This is a genomic window from Amycolatopsis echigonensis (assembly GCF_014174495.1).
Classification (GTDB): Bacteria; Actinomycetota; Actinomycetes; order Mycobacteriales; family Pseudonocardiaceae; genus Amycolatopsis; species Amycolatopsis echigonensis.
Genome location: NZ_JACJHR010000048.1, coordinates 26,883 through 51,224 on the forward strand (window position 1 = coordinate 26,883; position 24,342 = coordinate 51,224).

The 24,342-nt window shown below is 68.3% G+C and carries 28 protein-coding genes and 2 pseudogenes; 19 read left to right on the plus strand and 11 right to left on the minus strand.

The window, feature by feature from the left end; translation table 11 throughout:
* Nucleotides 1–87: 87 nt before the first annotated feature.
* From H5411_RS28640 to H5411_RS28675, 8 genes are read left to right on the plus strand one after another with little or no spacing between them, the layout of a single operon-like run.
* The gene (locus H5411_RS28640) at nucleotides 88–660 is read left to right on the plus strand and encodes a TetR/AcrR family transcriptional regulator (protein WP_167442196.1); all 573 of its coding nucleotides are present in this window, start codon (nucleotides 88–90) and stop codon (nucleotides 658–660) included.
* Between the two features lie 20 nt (nucleotides 661–680).
* A complete protein-coding gene (locus tag H5411_RS28645; protein WP_101440937.1) occupies nucleotides 681–2,615 on the plus strand; it encodes an ABC transporter ATP-binding protein in 1,935 nt (644 codons plus the stop codon).
* 31 nt (nucleotides 2,616–2,646) lie between these two features.
* Nucleotides 2,647–3,231, plus strand: a complete 585-nt coding sequence (locus H5411_RS28650) for an ABC transporter ATP-binding protein (RefSeq protein ID WP_312878642.1) — start codon at nucleotides 2,647–2,649, stop codon at nucleotides 3,229–3,231.
* Nucleotides 3,228–3,800, plus strand: coding sequence for a hypothetical protein (locus H5411_RS28655; RefSeq protein ID WP_101436814.1), 573 nt, complete (start codon nucleotides 3,228–3,230; stop codon nucleotides 3,798–3,800). Before H5411_RS28650 ends, H5411_RS28655 begins: the two co-directional genes overlap by 4 nt.
* A 10-nt stretch (nucleotides 3,801–3,810) precedes the next feature.
* The gene (locus H5411_RS28660; RefSeq protein WP_101436813.1) at nucleotides 3,811–4,308 is read left to right on the plus strand and encodes a P-loop NTPase family protein; all 498 of its coding nucleotides are present in this window, start codon (nucleotides 3,811–3,813) and stop codon (nucleotides 4,306–4,308) included.
* 54 nt (nucleotides 4,309–4,362) lie between these two features.
* A complete protein-coding gene (locus H5411_RS28665; RefSeq protein WP_183125630.1) occupies nucleotides 4,363–4,827 on the plus strand; it encodes an FxsA family protein in 465 nt (154 codons plus the stop codon).
* 12 nt (nucleotides 4,828–4,839) lie between these two features.
* Complete coding sequence (locus tag H5411_RS28670) at nucleotides 4,840–5,268, plus strand: very short patch repair endonuclease (protein ID WP_106964998.1); 429 nt, start codon at nucleotides 4,840–4,842, stop codon at nucleotides 5,266–5,268.
* Nucleotides 5,269–5,278: 10 nt separating this feature from the next.
* On the plus strand, nucleotides 5,279–6,394 hold the full coding sequence (locus H5411_RS28675) for a DNA cytosine methyltransferase (RefSeq protein ID WP_183125631.1): 1,116 nt from the start codon (nucleotides 5,279–5,281) through the stop codon (nucleotides 6,392–6,394).
* Here the strand turns inward: H5411_RS28675 and H5411_RS28680 are convergent.
* Together H5411_RS28680 and H5411_RS28685 are read right to left on the minus strand one after the other, a co-directional pair.
* On the minus strand, nucleotides 6,391–6,969 hold the full coding sequence (locus H5411_RS28680) for an SCP2 sterol-binding domain-containing protein (protein ID WP_183125632.1): 579 nt from the start codon (nucleotides 6,967–6,969) through the stop codon (nucleotides 6,391–6,393). The two genes, H5411_RS28675 and H5411_RS28680, sit on opposite strands and share 4 nt — an antisense overlap.
* Nucleotides 6,970–6,999: 30 nt before the next feature.
* Nucleotides 7,000–7,644, minus strand: coding sequence for an SCP2 sterol-binding domain-containing protein (locus H5411_RS28685; protein ID WP_183125633.1), 645 nt, complete (start codon nucleotides 7,642–7,644; stop codon nucleotides 7,000–7,002).
* Nucleotides 7,645–7,764: 120 nt separating this feature from the next.
* On the opposite strand from H5411_RS28685, the gene H5411_RS28690 reads away from it, so the two are divergent.
* Entirely contained in the window at nucleotides 7,765–8,424 is a 660-nt protein-coding gene (locus H5411_RS28690; RefSeq protein ID WP_101436807.1) for a TetR/AcrR family transcriptional regulator, read from the plus strand.
* Here H5411_RS28690 and H5411_RS28695 read toward each other — a convergent pair.
* Complete coding sequence (locus tag H5411_RS28695) at nucleotides 8,413–9,252, minus strand: MaoC/PaaZ C-terminal domain-containing protein (RefSeq protein ID WP_101436806.1); 840 nt, start codon at nucleotides 9,250–9,252, stop codon at nucleotides 8,413–8,415. The genes H5411_RS28690 and H5411_RS28695 overlap by 12 nt on opposite strands.
* A 3-nt stretch (nucleotides 9,253–9,255) precedes the next feature.
* Nucleotides 9,256–10,590 carry a 3-oxoacyl-ACP reductase gene (locus tag H5411_RS28700; protein WP_101436805.1) on the minus strand — a complete coding sequence of 445 codons (1,335 nt, stop codon included), beginning with the start codon at nucleotides 10,588–10,590 and terminating at the stop codon, nucleotides 9,256–9,258.
* Between the two features lie 94 nt (nucleotides 10,591–10,684).
* On the opposite strand from H5411_RS28700, the gene H5411_RS28705 reads away from it, so the two are divergent.
* On the plus strand, nucleotides 10,685–11,974 hold the full coding sequence (locus tag H5411_RS28705; RefSeq protein WP_101436804.1) for an acetyl-CoA C-acetyltransferase: 1,290 nt from the start codon (nucleotides 10,685–10,687) through the stop codon (nucleotides 11,972–11,974).
* 51 nt (nucleotides 11,975–12,025) lie between these two features.
* Here H5411_RS28705 and H5411_RS28710 read toward each other — a convergent pair whose 3' ends face one another.
* The gene (locus tag H5411_RS28710) at nucleotides 12,026–12,532 is read right to left on the minus strand and encodes a DoxX family protein (RefSeq protein ID WP_101436803.1); all 507 of its coding nucleotides are present in this window, start codon (nucleotides 12,530–12,532) and stop codon (nucleotides 12,026–12,028) included.
* A gap of 184 nt (nucleotides 12,533–12,716) precedes the next feature.
* On the opposite strand from H5411_RS28710, the gene H5411_RS28715 reads away from it, so the two are divergent.
* The 5 genes from H5411_RS28715 to H5411_RS28735 all read left to right on the plus strand — a co-directional run bounded on the left by H5411_RS28715 (nucleotide 12,717) and on the right by H5411_RS28735 (nucleotide 16,732).
* The gene (locus H5411_RS28715; RefSeq protein WP_101436802.1) at nucleotides 12,717–13,475 is read left to right on the plus strand and encodes a MerR family transcriptional regulator; all 759 of its coding nucleotides are present in this window, start codon (nucleotides 12,717–12,719) and stop codon (nucleotides 13,473–13,475) included.
* Between the two features lie 181 nt (nucleotides 13,476–13,656).
* Nucleotides 13,657–14,847 (plus strand): ATP-binding protein, encoded by a 1,191-nt coding sequence (locus H5411_RS28720; protein WP_101436801.1) that lies wholly within the window; start codon nucleotides 13,657–13,659, stop codon nucleotides 14,845–14,847.
* 256 nt (nucleotides 14,848–15,103) lie between these two features.
* Nucleotides 15,104–15,253: a hypothetical protein gene (locus H5411_RS28725; protein WP_162836041.1), complete on the plus strand. Its 150-nt coding sequence runs from the start codon at nucleotides 15,104–15,106 to the stop codon at nucleotides 15,251–15,253.
* 261 nt (nucleotides 15,254–15,514) lie between these two features.
* The gene (locus tag H5411_RS28730) at nucleotides 15,515–16,444 is read left to right on the plus strand and encodes a bifunctional helix-turn-helix transcriptional regulator/GNAT family N-acetyltransferase (protein WP_101436800.1); all 930 of its coding nucleotides are present in this window, start codon (nucleotides 15,515–15,517) and stop codon (nucleotides 16,442–16,444) included.
* Nucleotides 16,445–16,732, plus strand: a complete 288-nt coding sequence (locus H5411_RS28735; protein ID WP_101436799.1) for a hypothetical protein — start codon at nucleotides 16,445–16,447, stop codon at nucleotides 16,730–16,732. It begins immediately after the preceding gene.
* On the opposite strand, the gene H5411_RS28740 is transcribed toward H5411_RS28735, so the two are convergent.
* Nucleotides 16,720–17,295 carry a peroxidase-related enzyme gene (locus H5411_RS28740; protein ID WP_183125634.1) on the minus strand — a complete coding sequence of 192 codons (576 nt, stop codon included), beginning with the start codon at nucleotides 17,293–17,295 and terminating at the stop codon, nucleotides 16,720–16,722. The genes H5411_RS28735 and H5411_RS28740 overlap by 13 nt on opposite strands.
* A gap of 112 nt (nucleotides 17,296–17,407) precedes the next feature.
* On the opposite strand from H5411_RS28740, the gene H5411_RS28745 reads away from it, so the two are divergent.
* Nucleotides 17,408–18,058: a hypothetical protein gene (locus H5411_RS28745; protein WP_183125635.1), complete on the plus strand. Its 651-nt coding sequence runs from the start codon at nucleotides 17,408–17,410 to the stop codon at nucleotides 18,056–18,058.
* Nucleotides 18,059–18,065: 7 nt separating this feature from the next.
* On the opposite strand, the gene mctP is transcribed toward H5411_RS28745, so the two are convergent.
* On the minus strand, nucleotides 18,066–19,730 hold the full coding sequence (gene mctP / locus H5411_RS28750) for a monocarboxylate uptake permease MctP (protein WP_101436796.1): 1,665 nt from the start codon (nucleotides 19,728–19,730) through the stop codon (nucleotides 18,066–18,068).
* Complete coding sequence (locus H5411_RS28755) at nucleotides 19,727–20,005, minus strand: DUF3311 domain-containing protein (protein ID WP_101436795.1); 279 nt, start codon at nucleotides 20,003–20,005, stop codon at nucleotides 19,727–19,729. Before H5411_RS28755 ends, mctP begins: the two co-directional genes overlap by 4 nt.
* Nucleotides 20,006–20,309: 304 nt before the next feature.
* Between H5411_RS28755 and H5411_RS28760 the strand changes: the two genes are divergently transcribed.
* Nucleotides 20,310–20,579, plus strand: a complete 270-nt coding sequence (locus H5411_RS28760; protein ID WP_183125636.1) for a helix-turn-helix domain-containing protein — start codon at nucleotides 20,310–20,312, stop codon at nucleotides 20,577–20,579.
* 64 nt (nucleotides 20,580–20,643) lie between these two features.
* Here the strand turns inward: H5411_RS28760 and H5411_RS28765 are convergent, their stop codons facing one another.
* Nucleotides 20,644–21,495 carry a LysR family transcriptional regulator gene (locus tag H5411_RS28765; RefSeq protein WP_183125637.1) on the minus strand — a complete coding sequence of 284 codons (852 nt, stop codon included), beginning with the start codon at nucleotides 21,493–21,495 and terminating at the stop codon, nucleotides 20,644–20,646.
* Nucleotides 21,496–21,570: 75 nt separating this feature from the next.
* Between H5411_RS28765 and H5411_RS28770 the strand changes: the two are divergent.
* Nucleotides 21,571–22,131 (plus strand): annotated as a pseudogene (locus tag H5411_RS28770) (SDR family NAD(P)-dependent oxidoreductase); the annotation flags it as partial.
* Between the two features lie 14 nt (nucleotides 22,132–22,145).
* On the opposite strand, the gene H5411_RS28775 reads toward H5411_RS28770, so the two are convergent.
* Nucleotides 22,146–23,342, minus strand: a complete 1,197-nt coding sequence (locus H5411_RS28775) for an IS110 family RNA-guided transposase (RefSeq protein WP_246369374.1) — start codon at nucleotides 23,340–23,342, stop codon at nucleotides 22,146–22,148.
* 228 nt (nucleotides 23,343–23,570) lie between these two features.
* Here H5411_RS28775 and H5411_RS28780 point away from each other — a divergent pair.
* Nucleotides 23,571–23,726 (plus strand): annotated as a pseudogene (locus tag H5411_RS28780) (dehydrogenase); the annotation flags it as partial.
* 4 nt (nucleotides 23,727–23,730) lie between these two features.
* Here H5411_RS28780 and H5411_RS28785 read toward each other — a convergent pair.
* Nucleotides 23,731–24,306 (minus strand): EndoU domain-containing protein, encoded by a 576-nt coding sequence (locus tag H5411_RS28785; protein ID WP_101436791.1) that lies wholly within the window; start codon nucleotides 24,304–24,306, stop codon nucleotides 23,731–23,733.
* Nucleotides 24,307–24,342 lie beyond the last annotated feature (36 nt).

Below are 24,342 nucleotides of genomic sequence, written 5' to 3' on the forward strand. Positions count from 1 at the left end.
ATCTGGCCCTTCGCTTTATCCAGTTGACGGAGTGAGCGCTCACTCCGTATCGTGGCGAGCATGGAGACGAGGAAAAGAGCGCCGGGGATGGCGCCGGACGACCGGCGGCGGATGATCGTCCGCGCGGTGCTTCCGCTGGTCGTCGAGCACGGTCGCGGGGTCACGACCGCGCAGATCGCCCGGGCCGCCGGGATCGGCGAGGGCACGATCTTCCGGGTTTTCACGGACAAGGACGAACTGTTCGACGCGTGCGTGGAAGCCGCGCTCGACCCGGCGGAGGCGTTGGAGATGATCGGGGAGATCCCGGCTGCGCTGCCGTTGGAGAAGCGGCTGGCGGAGGCTGCCGAAGCGATGAACGCGCACCTCCAGCGGATGGGCGCGGTGATGGCCGCGACCATGAAGGGACGGCCGCGCGCGTCGGCGGAGGAGGCGCGCAACCGCAAGTCGGTGACTGGGGACAGCAGGCGAGAGTCTCTCGAGGCGATGCAGCGCGCGGTGCGGGAGCTGTTCGTCCCGGACGCCGCCCGACTGCGGTTGCCGGTCGACAAGGCCGCTTCGCTTTTCTTGGCACTGCTGTTCACGCAGTCCCGCCCGATGCCCGGTTCCCCGACAACTGACGAGGTCATCGACGTCTTCCTGCACGGTTCGGTGCTGGCGTGATCCCCGGCGGTGGGGGTGGGATCGAGATGGTCCTGGGCCGCCGCGGTCGCCGCCGGATGGCGCAAACCGTGCCGGACAGCGGGCTCACCGGGCCGGTCGACATCCCGGAACCGGAGCAGCCGGAACAGCCGAAAGGCCTGCGGGCGCGGCTGTCGCGAATGCGCACATCGGTGGCGGGCACCGTGCGCGGCCTGCCGAAGGTCGCGAAGCTGACCTGGCAGGCGAGCCCGACGCTGACCATCCTGCTCGCGGCGGTCACGCTGGCGTCCGGGCTGCTGCCGACGGTCACCGCGTACCTCGCGAAGATCCTGTTGGACTCGGTAGTCGCGGCGATCCAGCATCGCGGGTCGACCGCGGACATCGTGCGCATCACGCTGTTCCAGTTCGGCGTGCTGGCGGCGACCGCGATCAGCAGCGCGATCACCACGATCGCGCAATCCCTGTTGCAGGAACGGATGACGCTCACCATCCGGCACCAGGTCATGCGGCACGCGAGCGACCTGCACCTGGCGTATTTCGAGGGTTCCACGTCGTACGACATGCTGCGTCAGGCCGCGCAGGAAGCGCCGACCCGTCCGTTGTCGATGATGACCTCGGCGCTCGGCTTGATCCGGACACTGATCACCTTCGCCAGCATGATCGCCCTGCTGGTGTCGATCAGTCCGCTGCTCGCGCTGGTCGCTTTGCTGGCCCCGATTCCGGCGTTCATCTCGCAGTCGAAGTACGGTTCGCGGGCGTTCTGGCTCACCTTCATGATGTCGCCGATCAAACGGCGGATGGACTATCTGTCCTCTTTGGTCACCACGGACACGTATGCCAAGGAGACCAAGCTGTTCGGCCTCGGCCCGTACTTCGTGGACCGGTTCCGGAAGCTGGGCGTGGTGGCCTACGAACGGCAGCGGAAGCTGACCGTGAAGCGGAATGTCAGCTCGACGTCGTGGGGGTTGCTGAGCACGCTGGCCGGTTCGGCGATCGCGTTGTACATCGCGCTGGAAGCGGTCGGCGGACGGCTCACGCTGGGCGACCTGGCGTTGTACACCGCCGCCGCGACGTCCGTGCAAAGCTCGGTGACCGGCCTGTTCACCGCGTTTTCCGGGATGTACGAGAACAATCTCTACCTGGACACGCTGTACCGGTTCCTCGACACCAAACCGGAAATCACCGCCCCCGCGCGGCCGCGGCCGGTTCCGTCCACAGTGGAGGGACACATCCAGTTCGAGTCGGTGAGCTTCAGCTACCCGGGCGCGGACGAACCGGCACTGCACGGGGTGAGTTTCGAGATCCGTCCTGGCGAAACCGTCGCGGTGGTGGGGCGCAACGGCGCGGGCAAGTCGACGTTGTTCAAGCTGCTGTGCCGGTTGTACGACCCCACGGCGGGCCGGATTCTGTTGGACGGCGTGGACATCCGCGAGTACGACCCGGTCGAACTGCGCACCAAGATCAGCGCGATGTTCCAGGATTACGTGACCTACCAGGGAACCGCGGCGGAGAACATCGGCCTTGGCGACCTGAACCGGCTCACCGATCGCGAGCACATCGAGGACTCCGCCCGCCGCGCCGGAGCCGACGAGCGCATCGCCCGGCTGGCCACCGGGTACGACAGCCCGCTCGGCCGGTGGTTCGACCAGGGCGTGTCGCTGTCCGGCGGGGAATGGCAGAAAATCGCGCTGGCCAGGGCCTTTCAGCGCGAGGCTCCGATCCTGATCCTCGACGAACCGACGTCGGCACTGGACGCGCAAGCCGAGCACGACCTGTTCAATCGGCTGCACACGTTGTCGCGCGGGCGGACGACGCTGTACATCTCGCACCGGTTCTCGACGGTCCGTCAGGCCGAGCGGATTCTGCTGCTGGATCAAGGGAAAGTCGCGGAATACGGAACGCACGAAGCGCTGATGGCGGCCGATGCCGGGTACGCGGAATTGTTCACGCTGCAAGCGGAGGCGTACTTGAAGTGACTATCTTGGGGTGATCAGCCGAGGGGGTTTCGTGCTCATCACCCCTCAAGACCTGGGGGTCACCGCGGGCGAGACGGCGCTGTTCAGCGGTCTCGACCTGGCCGTCGACGCCGGCGAATGCCTGGTCGTCCGCGGTGCCAACGGGGCGGGCAAATCGACGTTGCTGCGCTGTCTCTACGGGAATCAGGCGCCGACGTCCGGTTCCGTGTCCGTCTGCGGCGGACCGCCGGACGAGCGGTCCGCCGCTTTCCGCCGCCGGGTTTCCGTCCTTTTCGACGATTCGGCGCTCTTCGACGAACTCACGCCACGCCAGCATCTCGATCTGCTGCGCAATTCCTTCGGCGGCGAACTGGCCGACGGCCCGGTCCCGGCTCCCGATGTGCCCGCGTCGGAACTGTCCGCCGGACAACGACGTCGACTCCTGCTGCACGCCGCGGTCGCGCGCCCGCACGAGGTGCTGCTGCTGGACGAACCGGAACGCGCGCTCGACGCCGCCGGCCGAGCCTGGCTGTCCACTCTCGTCACCACCAGCACGCGACGCGGCGCCGCGGTCGTCGTGGCGAGCCATCACCCGCCGCTCGCGGACGAGGTCGCGGATTACGTGGTGGACCTGTGAAACGTCCGGATCTGGTCCTGGCGCTGGTCGTCGCGGCCGGCCTGCTGGGATCGCCGTTCTACAACACCGAACTCGTGCGGAGCCAGCTGATCGGCGGCGCGCCCGTAGGTGCGCTCGGCAGCGTGCTCGTGCTGTGCACCGGCCTCGCGCTGGCGTGGCGGGCCACGCTGCGGCGCGGGTACGTCGGCGGCTATCTGGCGCTGCTGCCCTTCACCGCACCCGTCGCGCAGCTGCATCGAGTGCCCGGGCTGCGCCGCTGGCTGGACGCGTCCAACCTGCGCCTGCACGTCGTGACCTGCGCTTTTCTCTGCCTGCTCGCCCTGATCTGGGCGGGCGTGGTCCTCTTGCTGGGCATCCCGGCTTCGATCAGCGCGGTCGTAGCCGTCCTGCTCGCCGCGCTCGCTGCCGTTCGTTCCGTGACCCGGGGCCCGCTGGACTTCAGCTCGATGGGAATGGTGCTGTACGAGGGCGTCCTGATCCCCGCTGGCCTGGTGCGGCAGCTCGTCCGCGGACCAGATCTCCTCGTGCTCGGGTTAATTGCCGCGAGTTTCCTCCCGGTCTGGCTCTAGGCTGCCGGACATGGGGCGACGCATCATGGTCACCGGGTGTTCCGGGGCCGGAAAATCCACCCTGGCCAGGCGCATCGGCGCCGCTCTGGACATCCCGGTCGTCCATCTGGACCGGCTCTACTGGCGTCCCGGCTGGGTCCCGGCCCCGCCAGAGGAGTTCCGCGCCGCGGTCGCCGAAGCCGCCAGCACGGACAGCTGGGTGATCGACGGCAACTACAGCAAGACCTTCGACCTGCGGCTGCCGTTCGCCGACACCGTCGTGCTGCTGGACGCCTCCCGCTACGTCTGCCTTTCCCGCGTCGTGCGTCGGTTGGTGCGCGAATGGGGGCAGGAGACGCAGGCCGCCGGGTGCGTGTCGAAGGTCGACGCCGAGCTGGTCCAGTGGATCTGGAAGTGGCCGACCCGCCGCCCGCTGATGCTGCACCGGATCGCCACCGAAGCCCCGTCCGCGCGGCAGGTGCTGCTGCGCTCGCCGCGCGAGGTGTCCGCGTTCCTGCGAGCCCTCTGACCTGGGCTGTTCCGAGTCCGGGAGCAAATCGCGGCACTCGTTCGTTCACCGAGTATGGCTGTCGTGTTCCTGCTCTACGTCATCGCTGAAGTCGCCGCCGTCTGGGCGGTCGGCTCGGTCGTCGGTGTGCTCGGCACGATCGGTCTGCTGATCGCGGGCGCGTTCGTGGGCTCGTGGCTGGCCCGCCGTGAGGGCGGGAAGGCGATGCGCGCGTTCATGGCCACCGCGCAGTCCGGCCGCAACCCGGAGAAAGAGCTGACCGACGGCATGCTCGTCGCGCTCGGCGGCGTGCTGATCATGCTCCCCGGTTTCGTCAGCGACGCGCTGGGCTTGCTGTTCCTGCTGCCCCCGACGCGCTCGGTCGCCCGGCGGTTCTGGCTGCGCCGCGCGGAGAAGCGCGCCATCCGGTACGCCAACCAGCGGCGAGGCCCGGTGATGGTGGTGGACAGCGAGGTCGTCGCGGAGGAACCGCGGCCGAAGAACCACCCGGTGATCGAAGGCCGGATCGTCGAAGGCTGAGCCTTTGCCACAATGACTCCCGTGGAGCGGCTGGAAACGACTTCCGCGGTGAGCGCCCGCATGAGCAGGCAGAAGTCCCGCAACACCGGGATCGAAATGGCGCTGCGCAAGATCCTGCACGCCGCCGGGTACCGCTACCGAGTGCACCGCCGTCCGGTGAAAGGGGTCCGCCGCGAGGCTGACCTGGTGTTCGGCCCCGCCCGCGTCGCGGTTTTCGTGGACGGCTGCTTCTGGCACGGCTGCCCGGAGCACGGCACGTGGCCGAAGAACAATGCAGATTATTGGCGGACCAAGATCGAAACCAACCGCCGCCGCGACGCGAATACCGACGCGCTGCTGCTCGAAGCGGGCTGGCTGTCGGTGCGAATCTGGGAACACGAAGCGACCGATGTCGCCGCGTCGCGGGTGATCGAAACCGTGAAGGAACGCCGGCCCCATTAATGTTGGCGCCATGCCTCTACCGGGTCAGCCCACCGCCGCGGAGTTTTTCGCCGGCATCGGTCTCGTGCGCCTAGGACTCGAACCGGCCGGCTTCGACGTCGCGTGGTCCAACGACATCGAACCGGCGAAGCAAGCCATGTACGAGGCACACTTCAACGACCAAGGCGCGCACGAGTACGTACTAGGCGATGTCGCCGCCCTCTGCGGCGCAGATCTGCCCGCTGGCCTCAGCCTGGCCTGGGCGTCCTTCCCCTGCACGGATCTCTCGCTGGCCGGCTGGCGCCGCGGCCTGGCGGGCTCGCACTCGTCGACGTTCTGGGAATTCACCCGCATCCTCGACGAACTGGGCGCGGACCGTCCGCCGGTGGTAGCGCTGGAAAACGTCGTAGGACTAGCCACCAGCCACGGCGGCGAGGACCTCCGCGCGGCGATCCGCGAACTCAACCGTCTCGGCTACTCCGCCGATGTCCTGACCCTCGACGCCCGCCGGTTCGTCCCGCAGTCGCGGCCCAGGTTGTTCATCGTCGGCGCGCAAAACCCGCCCTCGGACTCGCCTGCGCCCTCCCCGCTCCGCCCGCCTTGGCTCGCGCTCGACCCCGCGTTGCGGACCCATCGCGCCGCCCTGCCCGCACCGCCGCCCCTGCTGGCCACCGGCCTGTCCGCCGCCGTCGAACGCCTCTCCGCCGACGACGAGCGTTGGTGGAATCCGCTTCGCACGTCGGGGTTCATCGGGTCGCTGTCGCCGCTCCAGTTGGAACGACTGACGCAGCTCCAGGCGGGAAAGCAACTGGTGTACCGGACGGCCTACCGCCGCACCCGAAACGGGAAGCCAGTGTGGGAAGTCCGGCCCGACGACATCTCCGGCTGCCTGCGCACCGCCCGCGGCGGGTCCTCTAAACAGGCCGTCGTGCAGGCCGGGCGGGGAAGCGTACGGGTCCGCTGGATGACACCCCGCGAGTACGCCCGGCTGATGGGAGCGGGGACGTACGCGCTGGATGGCTTGCGGAACAACCAGGCACTCTTCGGCTTCGGGGACGCGGTGTGCGTGCCGGTGGTGCGGTGGCTGTCGGAGAATTACCTGATGCCGTTGGCGCGTGGGGAAATGAGCCTCGAAGCCGCGGGTTAGTCCGACCCAGTGGGCTTAGGAATGTCGAAATACCCCGACAACCGCACCGCCGGCGCGTACTCGCCCTTGACCTTTACCTTCCCCGTCACGAACATCGCCGCCACCGCGGCGGTCCCGGTCGCCATGCGGATGAAGTCCTCGACCGCCACCGTGATCGTCGTGTCCGGGGTGCGGGCCAGATCGGTGCTCGACACGCACAGGCCGTCCTCGATGACCGTTTGGTAGCGGTCGAAATCGTCTCCGGCGGGGAAGCGCCACGAGACCACGATGTCCACGTGCCGGGCTCGTTCCGGGCGGAAGTGTTCCGACATCCGGCGGAAGATCTCGTCCAGGAAAACCCCGCGCAGCTCGTCGTGGTCGGCGATGCCTTTCAGCTGCTCGCGGGTCGCGGCGGCCACCACGTCCACCAGGGACTGCGTCGTCAGCGAGGCGATGTCGATGCCGGCTCCGGCGGTGCCGAGCATGTGCAGCGTCTCCAGGACCTGCACGAACTGCTCCGGCGTCAGTTTGCCCACCTCGAGAGTGCGCGCGAAACCGTTCACCGCGTGCTCACCAGGTGAGTGCGCGGCACGCATGCGCGAGCGCCAGCGGGACACCAGGGCGGCTCAGGCCGGTCGGGGCAGGTCGAAGTGGCCGACCAGCCCGGCTGCGAAGGCCAGGTCGCCCTTGACCTTCAGTTTCCCGGTGACGAACAGCACCGCGGGCGTGGCCTGGTGGGTGATGATGCGGAAGAAGTCCACGGGCGAAAGCGTAATCGTCACGCGGGGCTTCTCGCGCATTTCACGGGACACCGTGCAGGTTCCGTCGGAAAGCACCGTCTCGTAGCGGTCGTAGCCGCCCTCGCCGGTGCCGCCGGACAGCCGCCAGTGCACCACCGCGCGCAGCGACTTCGCACGGATGTGCGCTCCCATGCGCGCGAAGATCTCGTCCAGCACTCGCTCCCGCAGCGGACGTTCGGCGACCACGGCCTCCAGCTGTGCCCGCGACGCGCGCGCGACCAGCGTGGCGAACTTCGTCGGATCCACCTTGTCCAGCGAGAACGCCGGCACCTGCTCCGACAGCCGGACCAGCGCGGCCAGCAGCCGGTTCATGTCGGAACGGCCCAGCTCGCGGGGGTCGATGGCGTCCGCGACCGCGTTGACGTCGAGCGCGCTCGCGTCGACGACTTCGGTGCGGTCCAGCGCGTCCAGCAGCGCGACCCCGCGCAGGCCGGCCAGGTCAGTGCTGGTCGCCTCCGGGTTGTCGGCCATCTTCCACCCCTTCCGGAACTTTCCGACGTAAGGCTACCGGTGAGTAGGTAGTGCGGCAAGCAACGCCGCCGACCTGGGGACGGGTACCGTCCGTGCCAGCGAGAGGGAGGAAACAGCACTGTGCCCGACGAAGATCAGCGCCCACCCGAGCGAGCGAGGCGGCTCCCGAGGGCGGTCCGTGAACGCCAGATATTGGACGCCGCGGTGCAGGTGTTCTCGCAGCACGGCTACCACTCGGCGTCGATGGACGAGATCTCCGAGGTCGCGGGCGTCTCCAAGCCGATGATCTACACCTACCTCGGCTCGAAGGAAGACCTCTTCGGCAAGAGCATCCAGCGCGAGGCGACCCGCCTGCTGGAAGCCATCCAGGCCGGCGTGCAGCCCGATCTCCCGCCGGACATGCAGCTGTGGCACGGCCTGCGCTCGTTCTATCGCTTCGTCGCCGAATACCGCGAGTCCTGGACCGTGTTGCACCGCCAGGCTTTGACGGTCGGCGGCGGGTTCGCGGCGGAGATCACCGCGATGCGCACGCGCGCGATCGAGCTGGTCGCGGCGCTCGTGGTGGCCGCGGGCACCCGGAAGGGCCTCGGCGAGCAGACGGAGTTCTCCGGACCCGGCTTGGCCGCGGCGCTGGTCGGCGCGGCGGAGTCGCTGGCCGACTGGGCACTGGACCACCCGGAGATCTCCGACGGCGTGCTCGCGTCCTGGCTGATGAACCTGGTGTGGCTGGGGTTCAACGACCTCGTCGAGGGGCAGGTCTGGAAGCCCTCAGAGGGCTGAGATCACCCCGTCCAGGTGCGGTTTCGGCTTCCGGGCGTGCCACAGCTCGAAGGCCCATCCGTCGTCGGTCTGCCACGTCGTGAACGCCGCGCGACCGGGCAACAGCACCGGCTGCTTGAACCGGACCGCGACGCTGAACGCGTCCGGCAGCCGGCCCTCGAAGGACGCCAGCGCGTGCGCCTTCGTCCACATGCCGTGCGCGATCGCCTGCGGGAAACCGAACAGGCGCGCGGTCAGCGGGTGCAGGTGGATCGGGTTGCGGTCGCCGGAAACCTCGGCGTAGCGACGGCCGATGTCGCCCGGGACGTGCCACAACGCGGACGGCGTCGGGGGAGTCAGCTGAGCACGCGGACCCGAAGACCCGGAGCCCGAACCGGTGCGGCGGAGATAAGTCGACACCTCGCTCCACACGGTGTCCGCACCGGAGTGGACCTCGCTCACCATGTCGAACTGGCTGCCTTTTTCGTGCGGGCGCAGGTTTTCCGCGCGCACGCTCACCCGGAACGTCTCGCCGAGCAGCAACGGACGGTGCTGCGTGATCCGGTTCTCGACGTGCACCAAGCCCAGCAGCGGGAACGGAAAACCCGGCTCGGTCATCAGCGCCATCTGCAGTCCGAAGACCAGCATGTGCGGATACGTCGCCGGCAGCTCGTCCGAAAACCGGAATCCGCAGACCTCGTTGTAGGCCGCGACGTGTGCCGGGTCCACGACGACCTCGGGACGCACCAATTCGGTGGTCGGGAGGGTCGATCCGCCGCCGCGGCGCAGCAGGGCTTTGGGGTACAGCGTCGCCAGGCTCGGCGCGCTCGTCACTTCGCGGACGGCCATCCCTCACGCCCCCAGCAGCGCCTGGCCGCACACGCGGACCAGGTTCCCGTTGACCGCGGCCGACGCCGGATTGGCATACCAGGCAATGGTTTCCGCGACGTCCACCGGCAGCCCGCCCTGGCCGAGGCTGGACAGCCGCCGTCCGGCCTCGCGGATGAACAGCGGTACCGCGGCGGTCATCTTGGTCTCGATGAACCCGGGCGCGACCGCGTTGATCGTGCCGCCGTACTCCGCGAGCTGCGGCGCGCCGACGTTCACCATCCCGATCACGCCGGCCTTCGACGTCGCGTAGTTCGTCTGGCCGACGTTCCCTGCGATGCCCGCGATCGAGGAAACCCCGATGATGCGGCCGTTCTCGCGGAGGATCTTGTCGCCGAGGAGCTTGTCGTTCACCGCGAGCTGCGCGGCGAGGTTCACCGCGATCACCGAGTCCCAGCCGCCCTCGGTCATGTTGCCGAGCGTCTTGTCGCGGGTAATCCCCGCGTTGTGGACCACGACATCCACGCCGCCGTGGCGTTCAGTGAGGTATTCGGCGAGCTTGGCCGGCGCGTCGGCCGCGGTGATGTCCAGTTGCAGCGCCGAGCCGCCGATCCGGTTGGCTACCGCGGACAGATCGCCGCCCTGCGCGGGGATGTCCAGTGCGACCACGTGCGCACCGTCGCGGGCCAGCGTTTCGGCGATCGCTTCGCCGATGCCCCGCGACGCACCGGTGACCAGCGCGACCTTGCCGTCCAGGGGCTTTTCCCAGTTCTCCGGCGTGGGCGCGGTCTTCGCGTGCGTGCCGACGCGGATGACCTGGCCGTCCACGAAGGCCGACTTCGCCGACAGCAGGAACCGCAGCGTCGACTCGGCCGCTTCCTCCGCTCCTTCGGCGACGTAGACGAGCTGAGCCGTCGCGCCGCGCTTGAGTTCCTTGCCGACCGAGCGGACGAATCCTTCCAGCGCGCGCTGCGCGATCCGCTCGCGACCCTCGGCCAGCTCCGGCGGCGTGCCGAGCACGACGACCCGGCCGGACGGCCCCACCTTGCGGATCACCGGGTGGAAGAACCGGTAGACCTCGCGCAGCTGTCCCGGATCCTTCACGCCGGTGGCGTCGAAGACCAGCGCCGCGTGCCGGTCGGCGGGCGCGCTGATCACCTCGATGCCGGCCTCGGTGAGCTGCGCCCGGACGGTCTTCTCCAGTCGTCCGCCGGGCGCGGCGCCGAGAAGTGCGGGACCCTCAAGAGCGGGTTGGCCGGGACGGTACCGGCGCAACGTCGCGGGATTGGGCAGGCCGAGCTTCGGCACCACGAACTTCCCCAGCGGGGTCTTCGTGAACTGCTGGTACCTGTCCGCCATCACGTGCCTCCCGTGCAGTCTGCGTCACGTCGCAGTCTAACCTACTCGCTAGTAGGTTACAGTGTGAAAGGGACGACTCAGAGAGGTGGACGGCATGGCGACCAGGAAAAGCCCGGCGGTGCGCAAGGTCGCGATCGTCGGCGGGAACCGGATCCCGTTCGCGCGGTCGAACGGCCCGTACTCCCGGGCCTCGAACCAGGACATGTTCACCGCCGCGCTGGACGGTCTCGTCAGCCGGTTTTCGCTGCAGGGCGAGGTGATCGGCGAGGTCGCCGCCGGCGCGGTGCTCAAGCACTCCAAGGACTTCAACCTCGCCCGCGAAAGCGTGCTGGGCAGCAAGCTCTCGCCCGCGACGCCGGCGTCGGACGTGCAGATGGCCTGCGGCACCGGATTGCAGGCAGTCATCAACGTCGCCCACAAGATCGCCCTCGGGGAAATCGATTCGGCGATCGCGGGCGGCGTGGACACCACGAGTGACGCCCCGCTCGCGGTGAACGCCGACCTGCGCCAGATCCTCGTGCAGCTCAACGCGGCGAAGACGCTCGCCGACCGGCTCAAGCTGGTCGCGAAGATCCGCCCGGGCCACATCGTCCCGGAGATCCCGCGCAACGCCGAACCGCGCACCGGGCTGTCGATGGGGGAGCACGCCGCGCTCACCGCGAAGGTCTGGGACATCACCCGCGAGGCGCAGGACGAACTGGCCGCGACCAGCCACCGCAACCTCGCCGCCGCCTACGACCGCGGCTTCTTCGACGACCTGGTCACGCCGTTCCTCAAGCTCACCCGCGACCAGAACCTCCGCCCGGACTCGTCGGTCGAAAAGCTCGCCAAGCTCAAGCCGGTCTACGGCGGCCCGGACGGGACCATGACCGCGGGCAACTCGACGCCGCTGACCGACGGCGCGTCGACCGTCCTGCTCGCGACCGAGCAGTGGGCGAAGGCGCACAACCTGCCGGTGCTGGCGTACCTGACGTTCAGCCAGACCGCCGCTGTCGACTACGTGCACGGCGACGAGGGCCTGCTGATGGCCCCGGCGTACGCGGTGCCGCGGATGCTCGAGCGCGCTGGATTGACGTTGCAGGACTTCGACTTCTACGAGATCCACGAGGCGTTCGCGTCGCAGGTGCTCGCGACGCTCAAGGCGTGGGAGGACCCGGCGTTCGCCAAGGAGAAGCTCGGCCTCGACGCGCCGCTCGGCTCGATCGACCGCACCAAGCTGAACGTGAACGGTTCCTCGCTCGCGGCCGGGCATCCGTTCGCCGCGACCGGCGGCCGGATCGTCGCGACGCTCGCGAAACTGCTGAACGAAAAGGGCTCCGGACGCGGCCTGATCTCCATCTGCGCGGCCGGCGGCCAGGGCGTCACCGCGATTCTGGAGAAGTAAGGGCACGAAAGGCCGCCGTCCGAGCACTCGGACGGCGGCCTTTTCGCGTTGTCAGTCGGTAAGCGACTTCTCCGCGCGCTTGGCGAGTTTGTCGGCGCGCTTGCCCGCCTTCTTCGCCGCACGCCGGGCCCGCCAGCCCAGCGACGGCTTGCCCGCCGTGTCGCTCGCGGCCAGCAGCAGACCGCCGGCCAGCGACGCGTTCTTGACGAACTGGATCTGCTGGGCCTGTTTCTCGCCCGGATCGGTCAGCTGCCAGAAGCGGTGCGCGGCCAGCGTCGTCGGCACCAGCGAGCCGAGCAGCGCCACCGCCGCGAGCCGCGGGGCCTTGCCGCTCGCCAGCGCGAGCCCGGCCCCGATCTTGACCGCCGCGTCGATCCGCACCAGCGTGGCCGGATCGCGCGGGACCTGGTCCGGAACCAGGCCCTCGACCTTGTCGAAGGTCTCGGTGAGGAACGGTTCGGCCGCCTTCGCGTGGCCCTGGGTGTCGCGCAGGGCACCGATGCCGCCGAACACGAAGATCGACGCGAGCAGTGGACGTGCCACCCGGCGCAGTATCACGGTCTCGCCTCTCTGGTCTGGAATCCCTGCAGAAGAACCTACAACCGGGATTGCCCGCCGCGCTCCCCGCCGAACCGCGCTAGCGATACCTAGCTGAATATTGCTCTGTTTCTAGATTGCCTTAGACAGTTCTAGCGGCTTCGAGCTTGACCTTGACGCTACGTCAACCTCTACCGTCGAAGCCGTGGTCAGGACGGAATGGTCGATCCAGGACATCGCCCGATTCGCGGGCACGACGAGCCGGACCCTGCGGCATTACGACGCCGTCGGGCTCCTGCCGTCGACGCGGATCGGCAGCAACGGCTACCGCTACTACGACGAGGACTCGCTCGTCCGGCTGCAGCGGATCCTGCTGCTCCGCGACCTGGGCTTGGGCCTGCCCGCGATCGCCGAGGTGCTCGACGGCCAGCGCGACGGCGTCGCGGCGCTCGAAACGCACCTGGCGCTGCTGAACCAAGAGCAGCAGCGGATCGGGCGGCAGATCGATTCCGTCCGGACCACGCTGGCGAAACTGAAGGGAGGTGAACGACTGATGGCAGAGGAAATGTTCGACGGCTTCGACCACACCCAGTACGAGGAAGAGGTCACCCGGCGCTGGGGAGCCGAGGCCTACCGCAAGGGCGACCAGTGGTGGCGATCGCTGTCGGCGGCCGAGAAGAAGGCCCACCAGCAGGAACAGGTGGATATCGGCACCGCGTTCGGAGCCGCTCGCGACGCTGGTCACGACGCCGGTTCAGCCGAAACGCAGGCTGTCACCGCGCGGCTGCACGAATGGCTGAAGCCCACCGGCGTGGAGATCTCGAAGGGGTACTTCGCCGGTCTCGGGCAGATGTACGTCGACGACCCGCGGTACGGCGCGTACGACGAGAAGCACGGCCCCGGCACGGCCGAGTACATCCGCGACGCGATGAAGATCTACGCGGAACGGAACCTGAGGGACTAACGCTCCGTCAGATGATGCGCTGGGGGTAAGGATGGACGGGGCTGCAGACCCGGCCATCCTTCCGCGACACCTCCGCCTTCCTCCCCTCCGCCACCCTCAACGGAGTGGCGCGCCACGCTGGCCTATCTGTGTATATGGCGGAATATCGGGCCGACGCTAGATACCTCGATACGGTGACAGAGTGGACCCCATCCGCAACCCCTTCGCGCCCGGCGCCGGGCAGCGGCCGCCGGAGCTGGCTGGCCGCGAAAGGGAGCTGAGGGCGTTCGAGGTCGTCCTCGAACGCGTCGCTCGCGGGCGGCCGGAGCGCAGTCTCGTGCTGACCGGCCTGCGTGGCGTCGGCAAGACGGTGCTGCTGGGGGAGTTGCGGTCGATGGCCGTCCGGCGCCGCTGGGGCGCGGGCAAGATCGAAGCACGGCCGGACGCGGAACTGCGGCGTCCGTTGTCGGCGGCGTTGCACCGGGCGATCCGCGACCTCGCGGTACGGCATCGCGCGCCGGACCGGGTCGAGGAAGTGCTCGGGGTGCTGAAAGCGTTCGCGCTCAAGGCGAACAAGCCGGACGCGAAACTGCGCGACCGCTGGCAGCCCGGCATCGACGTGCCCGCCGCACAGGGCCGCGCGGATTCTGGTGACATCGAGATCGACCTGGTCGAACTGTTCACCGACGTCGCGGAGTTGGCCGCGGACGTCGGCACCGGCGTCGCGCTCTTGATCGACGAGATCCAGGACCTGCAGCCAGACGACGTCTCGGCGCTGTGCGCGGCTTGCCACGAGCTGTCGCAATCTGGTGCCCCGCTGGTCGTGGTCGGGGCGGGATTGCCGCACGTGCCGGCGGTGCTGTCGGCGTCGAAGTCGTACTCCGAACGGCTCTTCCGTTACTCACGCATCGATCGGCTCAGCCGCGAGGACGCCGACTACGCGGTGATGGCTCCGATCGAACGAGAGGACGCCGGGATCGAACCGGAGGCGCTCGACGCGCTCTTCGACGCGTCCGGCGGTTATCCGTATTTCATTCAGGCCTACGGCAAGGCCGCCTGGGACGCCGCGCCCGCCGACCCGATCACCGTGAAGGACGTACAGGTCGCCGCACCGGAAGCGGAATCCGAGCTGGCCGTGGGGTTCTTCGGGTCGCGCTACGAACGCGCGACGCCCGCCGAACGCGAGTACCTGCTCGCGATGGCCGAGCTGACGCAAGGCCGCGACGAGGCCGCCGGCACCGCCGATGTGGCCGTCTACTTGGGGCGCAAGCCGTCGTCGCTGTCGCCGGCGCGCGACAGTCTCATGAAGAAAGGCCTGGTCTACTCCGCCGAACGCGGGCAGATCGCCTTCACCGTGCCGCACTTCGGGCACTACTTGCTCGGCCGCGACTGAGCGATTCTTCCCTTCGCTACCGGTCTATGCGACTGCCTAGCTATATATAGAGATTTTGCTAGATACCCGTAGAGACCATGAGCGCGTTAGCGGCTTGTGACTGCCGACACGAGATCTGTCCGGCGATCTTCCCAATTTAGCCGTTGTTTATTCGGCAAGTGCCCCATGTCACCGTAGATTCGTTGGCATCCTTGTGAAAAAAGGTGCATACTAGAGACACAGCCACCGAAGACCTCTGAAGGGGATGCAGAACACCATGAGCAACATCGCCGCCAAGCTCCGTGCCCGTCGCGCCGAGGCTCGCACTCGCCGGGCACTGAACCGGGCGATCGACACCGCGGCCACCTCGACGGTCCGGCAGGAGCTCATCGCCCTCGCCCAGGCGCGTCAGCCGTTCATGCGCTGACCTGCACGACCACCCTGTTGGTGGGTCACTCACGTGAGTGATCTAGACCACAGTGCACCCTGGGTGTAACGCCGCGGAGAGCCGCGTCGATACCCACTACGACCCCGTGATGCTGGCGGACCCCCGACCTGGCAGCATCACGGGGTTTCCATATGTCTGGACCACTTCCGTCGCCGCACCACCACCGGGGGAATTCGCTTGCCCCGAGCGGACGACGGGGAGATGCTTGACTAAGTCAACGATTGAGTCGAGGTGGTCCCCATGCCGGATTCCGTCCTTGCCGAACGCGTCGCCACGGTTCGCGCGTTCAACCGGCTCTACACCGGCGTGATCGGAGTCCTCGACGAGGGACCGGCCGACGCCGAATACTCGCTGAGCGAAGCGCGGGTGCTGTTCGAACTCGCCCAACAGAACCAGCTGCAGGTCAGTGATCTGCGCAAACGGCTCGCCCTGGACGGCGGCTACGCGAGCAGGCTGCTCGGCAGGCTGGAAACCCGCGGCCTGATCACCCGCGAACGCTGCGTGGACGACGCGCGCCGCCAGGTCGTCACGCTCACCGAGGAAGGGCACGCCGCCTTCGCCGACCTCGACCACCGCTCGGCCAGCCAGATCGGCAGCCTCCTCGACCAGTTCGCGGACGCGGACCAGCGCCGTCTGCTCGGCGCGATGGGGACCATCACCGCTCTCGTCGGCGAATCGTCACCGGAACCGGTGGTCACCCTGCGCGCCCCGCGCCCGGGCGACTTCGGCTGGGTGGTGCACCGGCACGGTGCGCTGTACGCCGAGGAGTACGGCCTCGACGAACGCTTCGAAGCCCTCGTCGCCCGCGTGATCGCCGACTTCGCCGAACACCGCGACGACCCGCGCCAAGCCGGCTGGATCGCCGAACTCGACGGCGAACGAGTCGGCAGCATCTTCTGCACTCCCGGCGACGAGGAAGGCACCGCGAAACTTCGGCTGCTCCTGCTGGAACCGGCCGCACGCGGACACGGCGTCGGCAAACGGCTGGTGCGCGAATGCGTCGAATTCGCCCGTGCGCGGGGGTACCGGTCGATGGAGCTGTGGACGCTGTCGGTGCTCGCCGCCGCGCGCGGGATCTACCGCGGTGCCGGATTCGAACTTGTCGGCGAGGAGAAGACGGACGCGTTCGGCCCCCTCGTGACCGGCGAAACCTGGCGGCGGGAGTTATAGATGTTCGTCCTGTACTGCGCCGTGTGTGATCGCCGCACGCTGCTGGGCGTCGACGAGGTCGACTGGGTCGAAAACCTGACGCGCGGCGTGATCTCGGTGTCCGGGCACTGCCCGCTGGGCCACGACGCAGTCATCCTGACCGGCGACGCGTTCACCCCGCACGCGGACCCGAGGTATTTCGGGCCCGCGCCGCGAGTGTGGACGAAACCCGTGCACCGCCTGCGAGACTGGCTGCGCACAAGGTTCGAGATGAGCCGCGACCTGCCGGGGCCGTTCTACCGCTTCTGACGCCCCATCAAGTAGAACTCCGGGTTCGGCTTGAGCGCGGTCAGATGCGCGAGCCGGTTCGACATGGCGAACAACGCGGTGATCGCGCCGACGTCCCAGATCTCGTCCTCGGTCAGGCCCGCCTCGCGCGCCATCGCGAGATCGCCCTCGCCGAACAACGCGGAATCGTGCGACAACGCCAACGCGAGATCGACGATCGCCCGGCCGCGCTCGTCGAGTTCGACCTGCCACGGATTGGTCGCGACCTGGTCGGACAGCTCCGGGTCCTTCGCGCGGATCCGCAGGATCGCCCCGTGCGCGACGATGCAGTAGGTGCAGTGGTTCGCGCCGGAGGTGGCTACGACGACGAGTTCGCGTTCGGCCTTGGTGAGTCCGCCGTCGCGTTCCATGAGCGCGTCGTGGTAGTCGAGGAAGGCTCTCAGCTCGGCGGGCCGGTGGCCGAGCGCGCGGAAGATGTTCGGCGTGAAGCCGGATTTCTCCGCGATGGCGCCGACGCGCTCGCGGAGATCGTCGGGAAGGTCTTCGAGTTCCGTCACGGGGAACCGGCTCACGGGGTTGGTCATGCCGCCCACGCTAACCCGCGCGGTTCGGGTACGGGAGGGGTCGTTCGCGCCAAGGTGTCTGACGGCTGACCCCGGATGCACCCCGTTCACCCGGAAGGAGTTTGCTTACCCCGTGAACTGGACCGCGTACGTGGACGGTTACTGCGAGCGCACCGCGCCCGGGCTCTGGGGTGAGCCGTTCAACGACCTGGCCAACCTGGCCTTTCTCGTCGCCGCCGGGATGGTCTGGTGGCGCGCCGACGGGCAGCGGATCGGGCGGGTGCTTGCCGTCCTGATCGGGTTGATCTTCGTTGCCAGCAGTGTGTTTCACCTGGTCGCCACGAGGTGGGGAGCGGTCGCCGACTCCGCGGCCATCCTGGTCTTCACTTTGTTCTACGCCGCGGCCTTCCCCCGGGTTTTCTTTCAAGCCAAAGCCACATGGTCGTGGCTGGGGGCACCGGCTTTCCTGATCCTCACCGGGGCGTCGGCGGCGCTTGGCGGCGGGCTGTATCTGCCAGCACTCGCCGGCCTTGCCGGGTTCGCCATCGCGTTGGCGGTCAAGCGCGACTCGTACTGGCTGCACTTCACGATGGCCGCCGCGGTGTTCGCGTTGTCGTTGTCCTTCCGCACCATCGACGGGGTGGTCTGCGGGGACTTCCCGGCAGGCACGCACTTCCTGTGGCATTTGCTCAACGCGGTGGTGCTGTACGTCGTCGCGAAGGCGATGATCGGGAAAACGCGAGAGGCCCCCGCGCCGGAGAACGACGCGAGGGCCTCTGTCTAAAAAGGACTCAGTGTGCGCCGATCGGGCGCAGGTCCTTGTCGTGTTCGTCGGCGTGGTAGTCCTCGGGCGCGGTTTCGTCGGTGCCCGGGCTCCACTTCAGGGCCCGTGCGATGACCGAAACCACCGCGGCCACCACGATGTTCGCGATCAGGGCCACGAAACCGGGGTAGATCTGCACGACGGCGAGACCGGTGCCGCGGAACGGGTGCCAGCCGAAGACCGACAGGTTGCCCATCGCCAGCGCGGAACCGCCGAAGTGGAGTTTTCCGTTGGCCGGGTTGGGAATGCCGTACAGCATGATCAGGCCCCAGCCCATGCCCACGATCCAGCCGGCGATCAGGCCCGCCTTGTGGAACCAGCGCGTGTACAGGGCGATCGCCACCGCGGGCAGGGTCTGCAGGATCAGCACGCCGCCGATCAGCTGCAGATCGATGGAGAACTGCGGGTCGATCAGGATGATCACCAGCACCGCGCCCAGCTTGACCACCAGCGACGCCAGCTTGGCCTGCTTCGCTTCCTGCTTCGGCGTCGCGTCCTTGCGGATGTACTCCTTGTAGATGTTGCGGGTCCACAGGTTCGCCGCGGCGATCGACATGATCGCGGCGGGCACCAGCGCGCCGATGCCGATCGCGGCGAAGGCGATGCCCGCGAACCAGTTCGCGAACTGCGAGTCGAACAGCAGCGGGACGATCGTGTTTCCGTCCGGCTTTCCGGTGGCGGCGTTCTTCAGCGGCTTGACGCCCGCCGAGATCGCGACATAACCCAGCAGCGCCAGCAGACCCAGCACGAACGAGTAGGCCGGCAGCGCCACCATGTTCCGCTTGATCACGTTGCGGCCGCGCGAGGCGAGCACGCTCGTGAGCGAGTGCGGGTACAGGAACAACGCGAGGGCTGAACCGAGCGCCAGCGTCGCGTACTGGAGCTGGTTGCTCGAGGTGAGCAGGATCGAACCGGCGGGCTTGCCGGTGTTCGGGTTCGGCTTGGCGAGCGTTGCCTTGGCGGTGTTGAAGATGTGGTCCCAGCCGCCGAGCTTCGCGGGCAGGTAGAGGACCGCCACGATGATCACGATGTAGATCAGGATGTCCTTGACGAACGCGATCAGCGCGGGCGCGCGCAGGCCGGACTGGTACGTGTAGAGCGCCAGGATGACGAACGCGACCAGCAGCGGCAGGTGCCCGACGATGCCGGAGCCGTTGATGCCCATCGTGCGCAGCACGGCTTCGAGGCCGACCAGCTGCAACGCGATATACGGCATGGTCGCGACGATGCCGGTGATCGCGACCAGCAGCGCCAGCGTCGGCGAGCCGAAGCGGCCGCGGACGAAGTCGGCCGGGGTCACGTAGCCGCGCGAACGGCTGACCGACCACATGCGCAGCGCGGGCAGCAGGACGATCGGGTAGACGACGATCGTGTAAGGCAGCGCGTACAGGCCGAGCGCACCGGCGCTGAACACGAGCGCGGGCACGGCGACGAAGGTGTAGGCGGTGTAGAGGTCGCCGCCGAGCAGGAACCAGGTGATCCACGAACCGAACTTGCGGCCGCCGAGGCCCCATTCGTCGAGGTGGTCCAGGGTGCCGGCGGCCTTCCAGCGCGAGGCGACGAAGCCCAGCACGGTGACCACGACGAACAGGAACGCGAAGACGATCAGCTCGACCCACTGAATGTGGCTCATCGGGTCTCCCCCTCGTCCAGGTCGTCGACGCTCAGCTCGTCCCGGCGCACGTTCCGCGGCTTGTCCTTGGTGGCCAGGTAGACGATGCCGGTGCACAGCACGCCCACCACGACGAACGCCAGCTGGAACCAGTAGAAGAACGGAAGGCCGAACAGCCGCGGCCCGTCGAAGTTGAACAGCGGCGTGACCAGGATCAGCAACGGGATCAGCAACAGCAGGTTCCAGGCACTGAACTGGAACCCGCGCACCCGACCGCCCGGTTTGGCAGTGGACATCGAACCTCACCTAACACTTACGTGACACGCGACCGCCTGACCCTAGACCCCGGTCATCCCGCCGTCATACGAGTTCGATATCGATTCGATCAGCACTACGAACACGTTCCAGGGTGTGGACAACCTCGGGGACAACCCGCTTCCAAGCGACCACGGAGAGCCGTTTGCTACCCCTATCGGCGGGGCCGGGACGCCTCGAATGCCCCAAGAGCTTGTGCCGGACGGCGGTTGTCCACGGGATTCGACATCTTGTGCACAGAGTTATCCACAGGCAGTGGACAACTCTGTGGCTAAACTGAACGGCATGGTCCGCGTGCCCCTCACCGACGAAGAACGCTCCCGCGGCGAGCGGCTCGGCCTGGTGCTGCGCGCGGCCCGGGCCAGGCGCAGCATGGTCGACGTGGCCGCGGAAGCGGGCATTTCGGTCGAAACCCTGCGCAAGATCGAGACCGGCCGGATCCCGACACCCGCGTTTTTCACCGTGGCGGCGATCGCCGACGCGGTGGGCATGCCGCTGGACCGGCTGCGCGTCGCGTGTGACGGCGACGCGGCGGCGTTTTCCCAGGCCAGCTGAGGTTTCGCGGGCTCGCCAGGCCGATCGGGCGTGATTCGCCTGTGGACAAGTGTGGGTAAGGCCTTCAGCCGACGGGCGATTCCGTACGCAGCGCGACCGCGGCGCGGACGAGGGCGGCCAGCTCGGGGGAGCGGCTGTTCGGCGGCCAGCCGATCACCGTGGTGACGTCCGGGGCGTCGACGACCGGGACCGCGACATGTTCCGGCCACTGCCAGGCCCGGCTGGACGCCGGGATCACCAGCAGCGTCCGGCCGAGCGCGACGAGCTGGGCGAGTTTCGACTGGGTGCGCACTTCCGGGCCCGGACCGTCCGGGTAGCTGCCGTCGAGGCGGGGCCAGCGGGCGATCGGCAGGTCCGGCACGTCGCTGACCTCGGCCATGGTCAGGGTGTCCCGCGCGGCGAGCGGATGTGCGGCCGGGAGGATCGCGACCTGGCCCTCGACGTGGAGATCCTCGGTGTCGAATCCGGCGACGTCGTCGTACGGCCGGTGCATGATCGCGACGTCGGCGGACCCGTCGCGCAGCAGGCCGGCTTGCTCGCCGACCTCGCACAGCAAGATCTCGACCGGCGGCGCTTCCGGGGAGTCGAGAAGGCGCTGCAGGAGTTCGTGCGATGCCCCGGCTTTGGTCGCCAGAATCAGCTGCGAGTCCCCGGCTCGGCGCGCGCGGCGGGCGGCGGCCGCGACCGCGTCGAGGGCCAGCCGGGATTCACGGAGCAGCACCCGCCCCGCCTCGGTCAGCTCGACGCCGCGGCGGTTTCGCTCGAGGAGCTGGACTCCGAGCCGCCGCTCGAGCTGGGCGATCGCGCGCGAGAGCGGCGGCTGAGCGATCCCGAGCCGTTCGGCCGCGCGGCCGAAATGCAGTTCTTCGGCGACCGCGGCGAAGTAGCGGAGTTCGCGGGTCTCGAGATCGTCCACGAAATCAGCGTAATACCTGGCGGGTATCACAGCGGACCTCATTGATCTTGGACGTCCGAAGGGCCCGCGCCAACTATGGATGGAGTGAACGACACGAAGACCGCGCTGGTCACCGGCGCGAACAAGGGAATCGGCCTCGCCATCGCGCGCGGCCTCGGCTCGATCGGCTTCACCGTCGCCGTGGGTGCGCGGGACGAAAAGAACCGCGAGAAGGCCGTCGAGGAACTGCGCGCCGCGGGCGTCGACGCGTTCGGGGTCGCTCTCGACGTCACCTCCGAAGACAGCGTCGCCGCCGCGGCCAAGGGCCTCGACCGGCTCAACGTCCTGGTCAACAACGCCGGCATCGGCGGCAAACTCGACGGCGGTGCCCAGGATCCGACGACCCTCGACCTCGACGTCCTCCGCACTGTCCTGGACACGAACGTCTTCGGCGTCGTCCGGGTCACGAACGCGATGCTGCCGCTGCTGCGCGAAGCGGAGTCGCCGCGCATCGTCAACGTGTCCAGCAACATGGGTTCGCTGAAGCTGCGAACCGGCCCGGTCCTCGCCGCTTACGCGCCGTCGAAGACGATGCTCAACAGCATCACCGTGCAGTACGCCCGCGTGCTGGCCGACACGAACGTCATCATCAACGCTTCCTAATGCTTTTGTCAAGCGGCGGTAGTAGCCGGAGGTGTGACTTGGTAGCACCGGCGGTCACGGATGAGGGCCCACAGGACGTTGACGCGTCGGCGGGCGAGGGCGAGTACGGCTTGGACGTGCTTCTTTCCCTCGGCGCGTTTGCGGTCGTAGAACTTCTGCGAGTTCGGGTCGTTGCGGACGCTGATCAGCGCGGAGGTGTAGAGGACGCGCTGGAGCCGTCGGTGGTAGACGAGCGGCCGGTGGAGGTTGCCGCTGACCTTGCCCGAGTCTCGTGGTCTAGGGGCGAGCCCGGCGAAGGCCGCGAGGGCGTCCGGGGAGTCGAAGCCGTCCAGGGTGCCACCGACGGCGGCGAGGAACTCGGCGCCGAGCACGCTGCCGATGCCAGGGATGCTCAGGACGATGCCGGCGAGTTCGTGTTCGCGAAACCGGCCCTCGATGAGCTTGTCCATTTCGGCGATCCGCTTGTTGAGGGCCATCACCTCCTCGGCCAGGGTGTGGACCAGCTCGGCGATGGTCTTCTCCCCGGCGACGGAAGTGTGCTGGCGTTCGGCGGCCTCGACGGCGGCTTCGGCCAGGGTTCTCGCGTTGCGGACCTTGCGGTTGGCCAGCCACGTCGTCAGCCGTGTGACACCGGCCCGGCGGATCGCGGCCGGGGTCTGGTAACCCGTCAGCAGCCTGAGCGGGCCGGTGTTGGTCACGTCCAGAACTCGCTCCAGGGCCGGGAACATGCTCAGCAAAGTGCCGCGCAGACGGTTGACCGCACGGGTGCGGTCCTCGACCAGGTCGGCTCGGCGTCCTGTGAGCAACTTGAGTTCGACGGTTGCTTCGTCGCCGGGGCGGATGGGGCGCAGGTCGCGGCGCATCCTGGCCTGGTCGGCGATGACGTAGGCGTCTCGGGCGTCGGTCTTTCCCTCGCCGCGGTAGCCGTCGGAGGCCCGGTTGACCAGGCGGCCGGGCATGTAGAGGACCTCCTGGCCGTGGTTGACCAGCAGCGCCAGCAGCAGTGCGGGCTCCCCGCCGGTCATGTCGATAGCCCACGTGATCTCACTGCCATCGGCCAGGTCCAGGACGTCACCGATCAGCTTCAGCAGCTCGGGCTCGTCGTTGACGACCCGCCGCGACAGGAGCGTCTTGCCCTCCGCGTTCAGGACGAGGCCGTGATGGTGGCCCTTGCCGCTGTCGATCCCCGCCCATATCCGGCTCATCGTGCTCCTGACCTTCGTGCTTGCGCCATTCATGCCACGGACGACCTCGCCGGCATTGCTCTACACAGCGACCTGTTCGCACTTCCTAATCGGCGGCCGAGTCGTCGCGGGGTGCCAGGCGGCGAAGCGTCGTATGCCACGAAACGGCAGCCGCCTGAAAGCCACACCCAGCACCCCTGGGCAACCCAACCCTACGAACGGCTCGATCAACCCGACCAAGAAGGTAGAGCCGCCTGTCCCGGTTACGTGGCAACGGATTTCAACGGTTACGCCGGAACTCGGACACCCGAGCAGGGCGCGGCGATCGCGGTCAAGCTCGCGACCCTGCCCGACGACGGGCCGCGCGGCGGGTTCTTCGACGACGCCGGGGAAATCCCCTGGTGACGCCTCAGCCGCGCAGGTCGGCGAGGATCCGTTCCCGGTCGTTGAGGTAGCGGCAGTCGCGGACCGGCAGTTCGAACGAGTTCAGCAGCTTCTCGAAATCCGCGTACTCGTCCGGGTTGAGCTGGATGCCGGTCACCTCGAAATGCGCGGCCAGGGTGTCGGCCAGCTCCTCCCATTCGCCGGACCACTGCAGGTCGCGGTAGTGCTCGAGGTCCTCCGGCGCCATCCGGTGGGCGAGCAGGCGCAGCACGCTGTCGACGAAGTAGCTGATCCGGTTGCCCGCGCGGTCGTCGACGGTCGGGTTCGCCGGGTCGCGCGCGGCGTCCGCGTTCCGGACTACGCCGGGACCCGGCAGCGGGTAGCTGGTGTGCACGTGGCCGTCGCCGTTGACCAGGACGACCACGCGCACGCCGTACCGTTCGCCGACGCAGCGCCAACGCCCGTTGTACTGCTGCCGCCGGGGTTCGCCCGGGTCGTTGGCGACGTCCTTGACCACCGCGATGATCTGCTCGTCGCTCCAGCCGGGCGGAAACTCGCACGTCGCCCTGCGTCCGATGCCGGAAGCGTGTCCACCGCCCACGTTCGGCTCCTCTCGTCGGCACGGAGCCTAACCCGG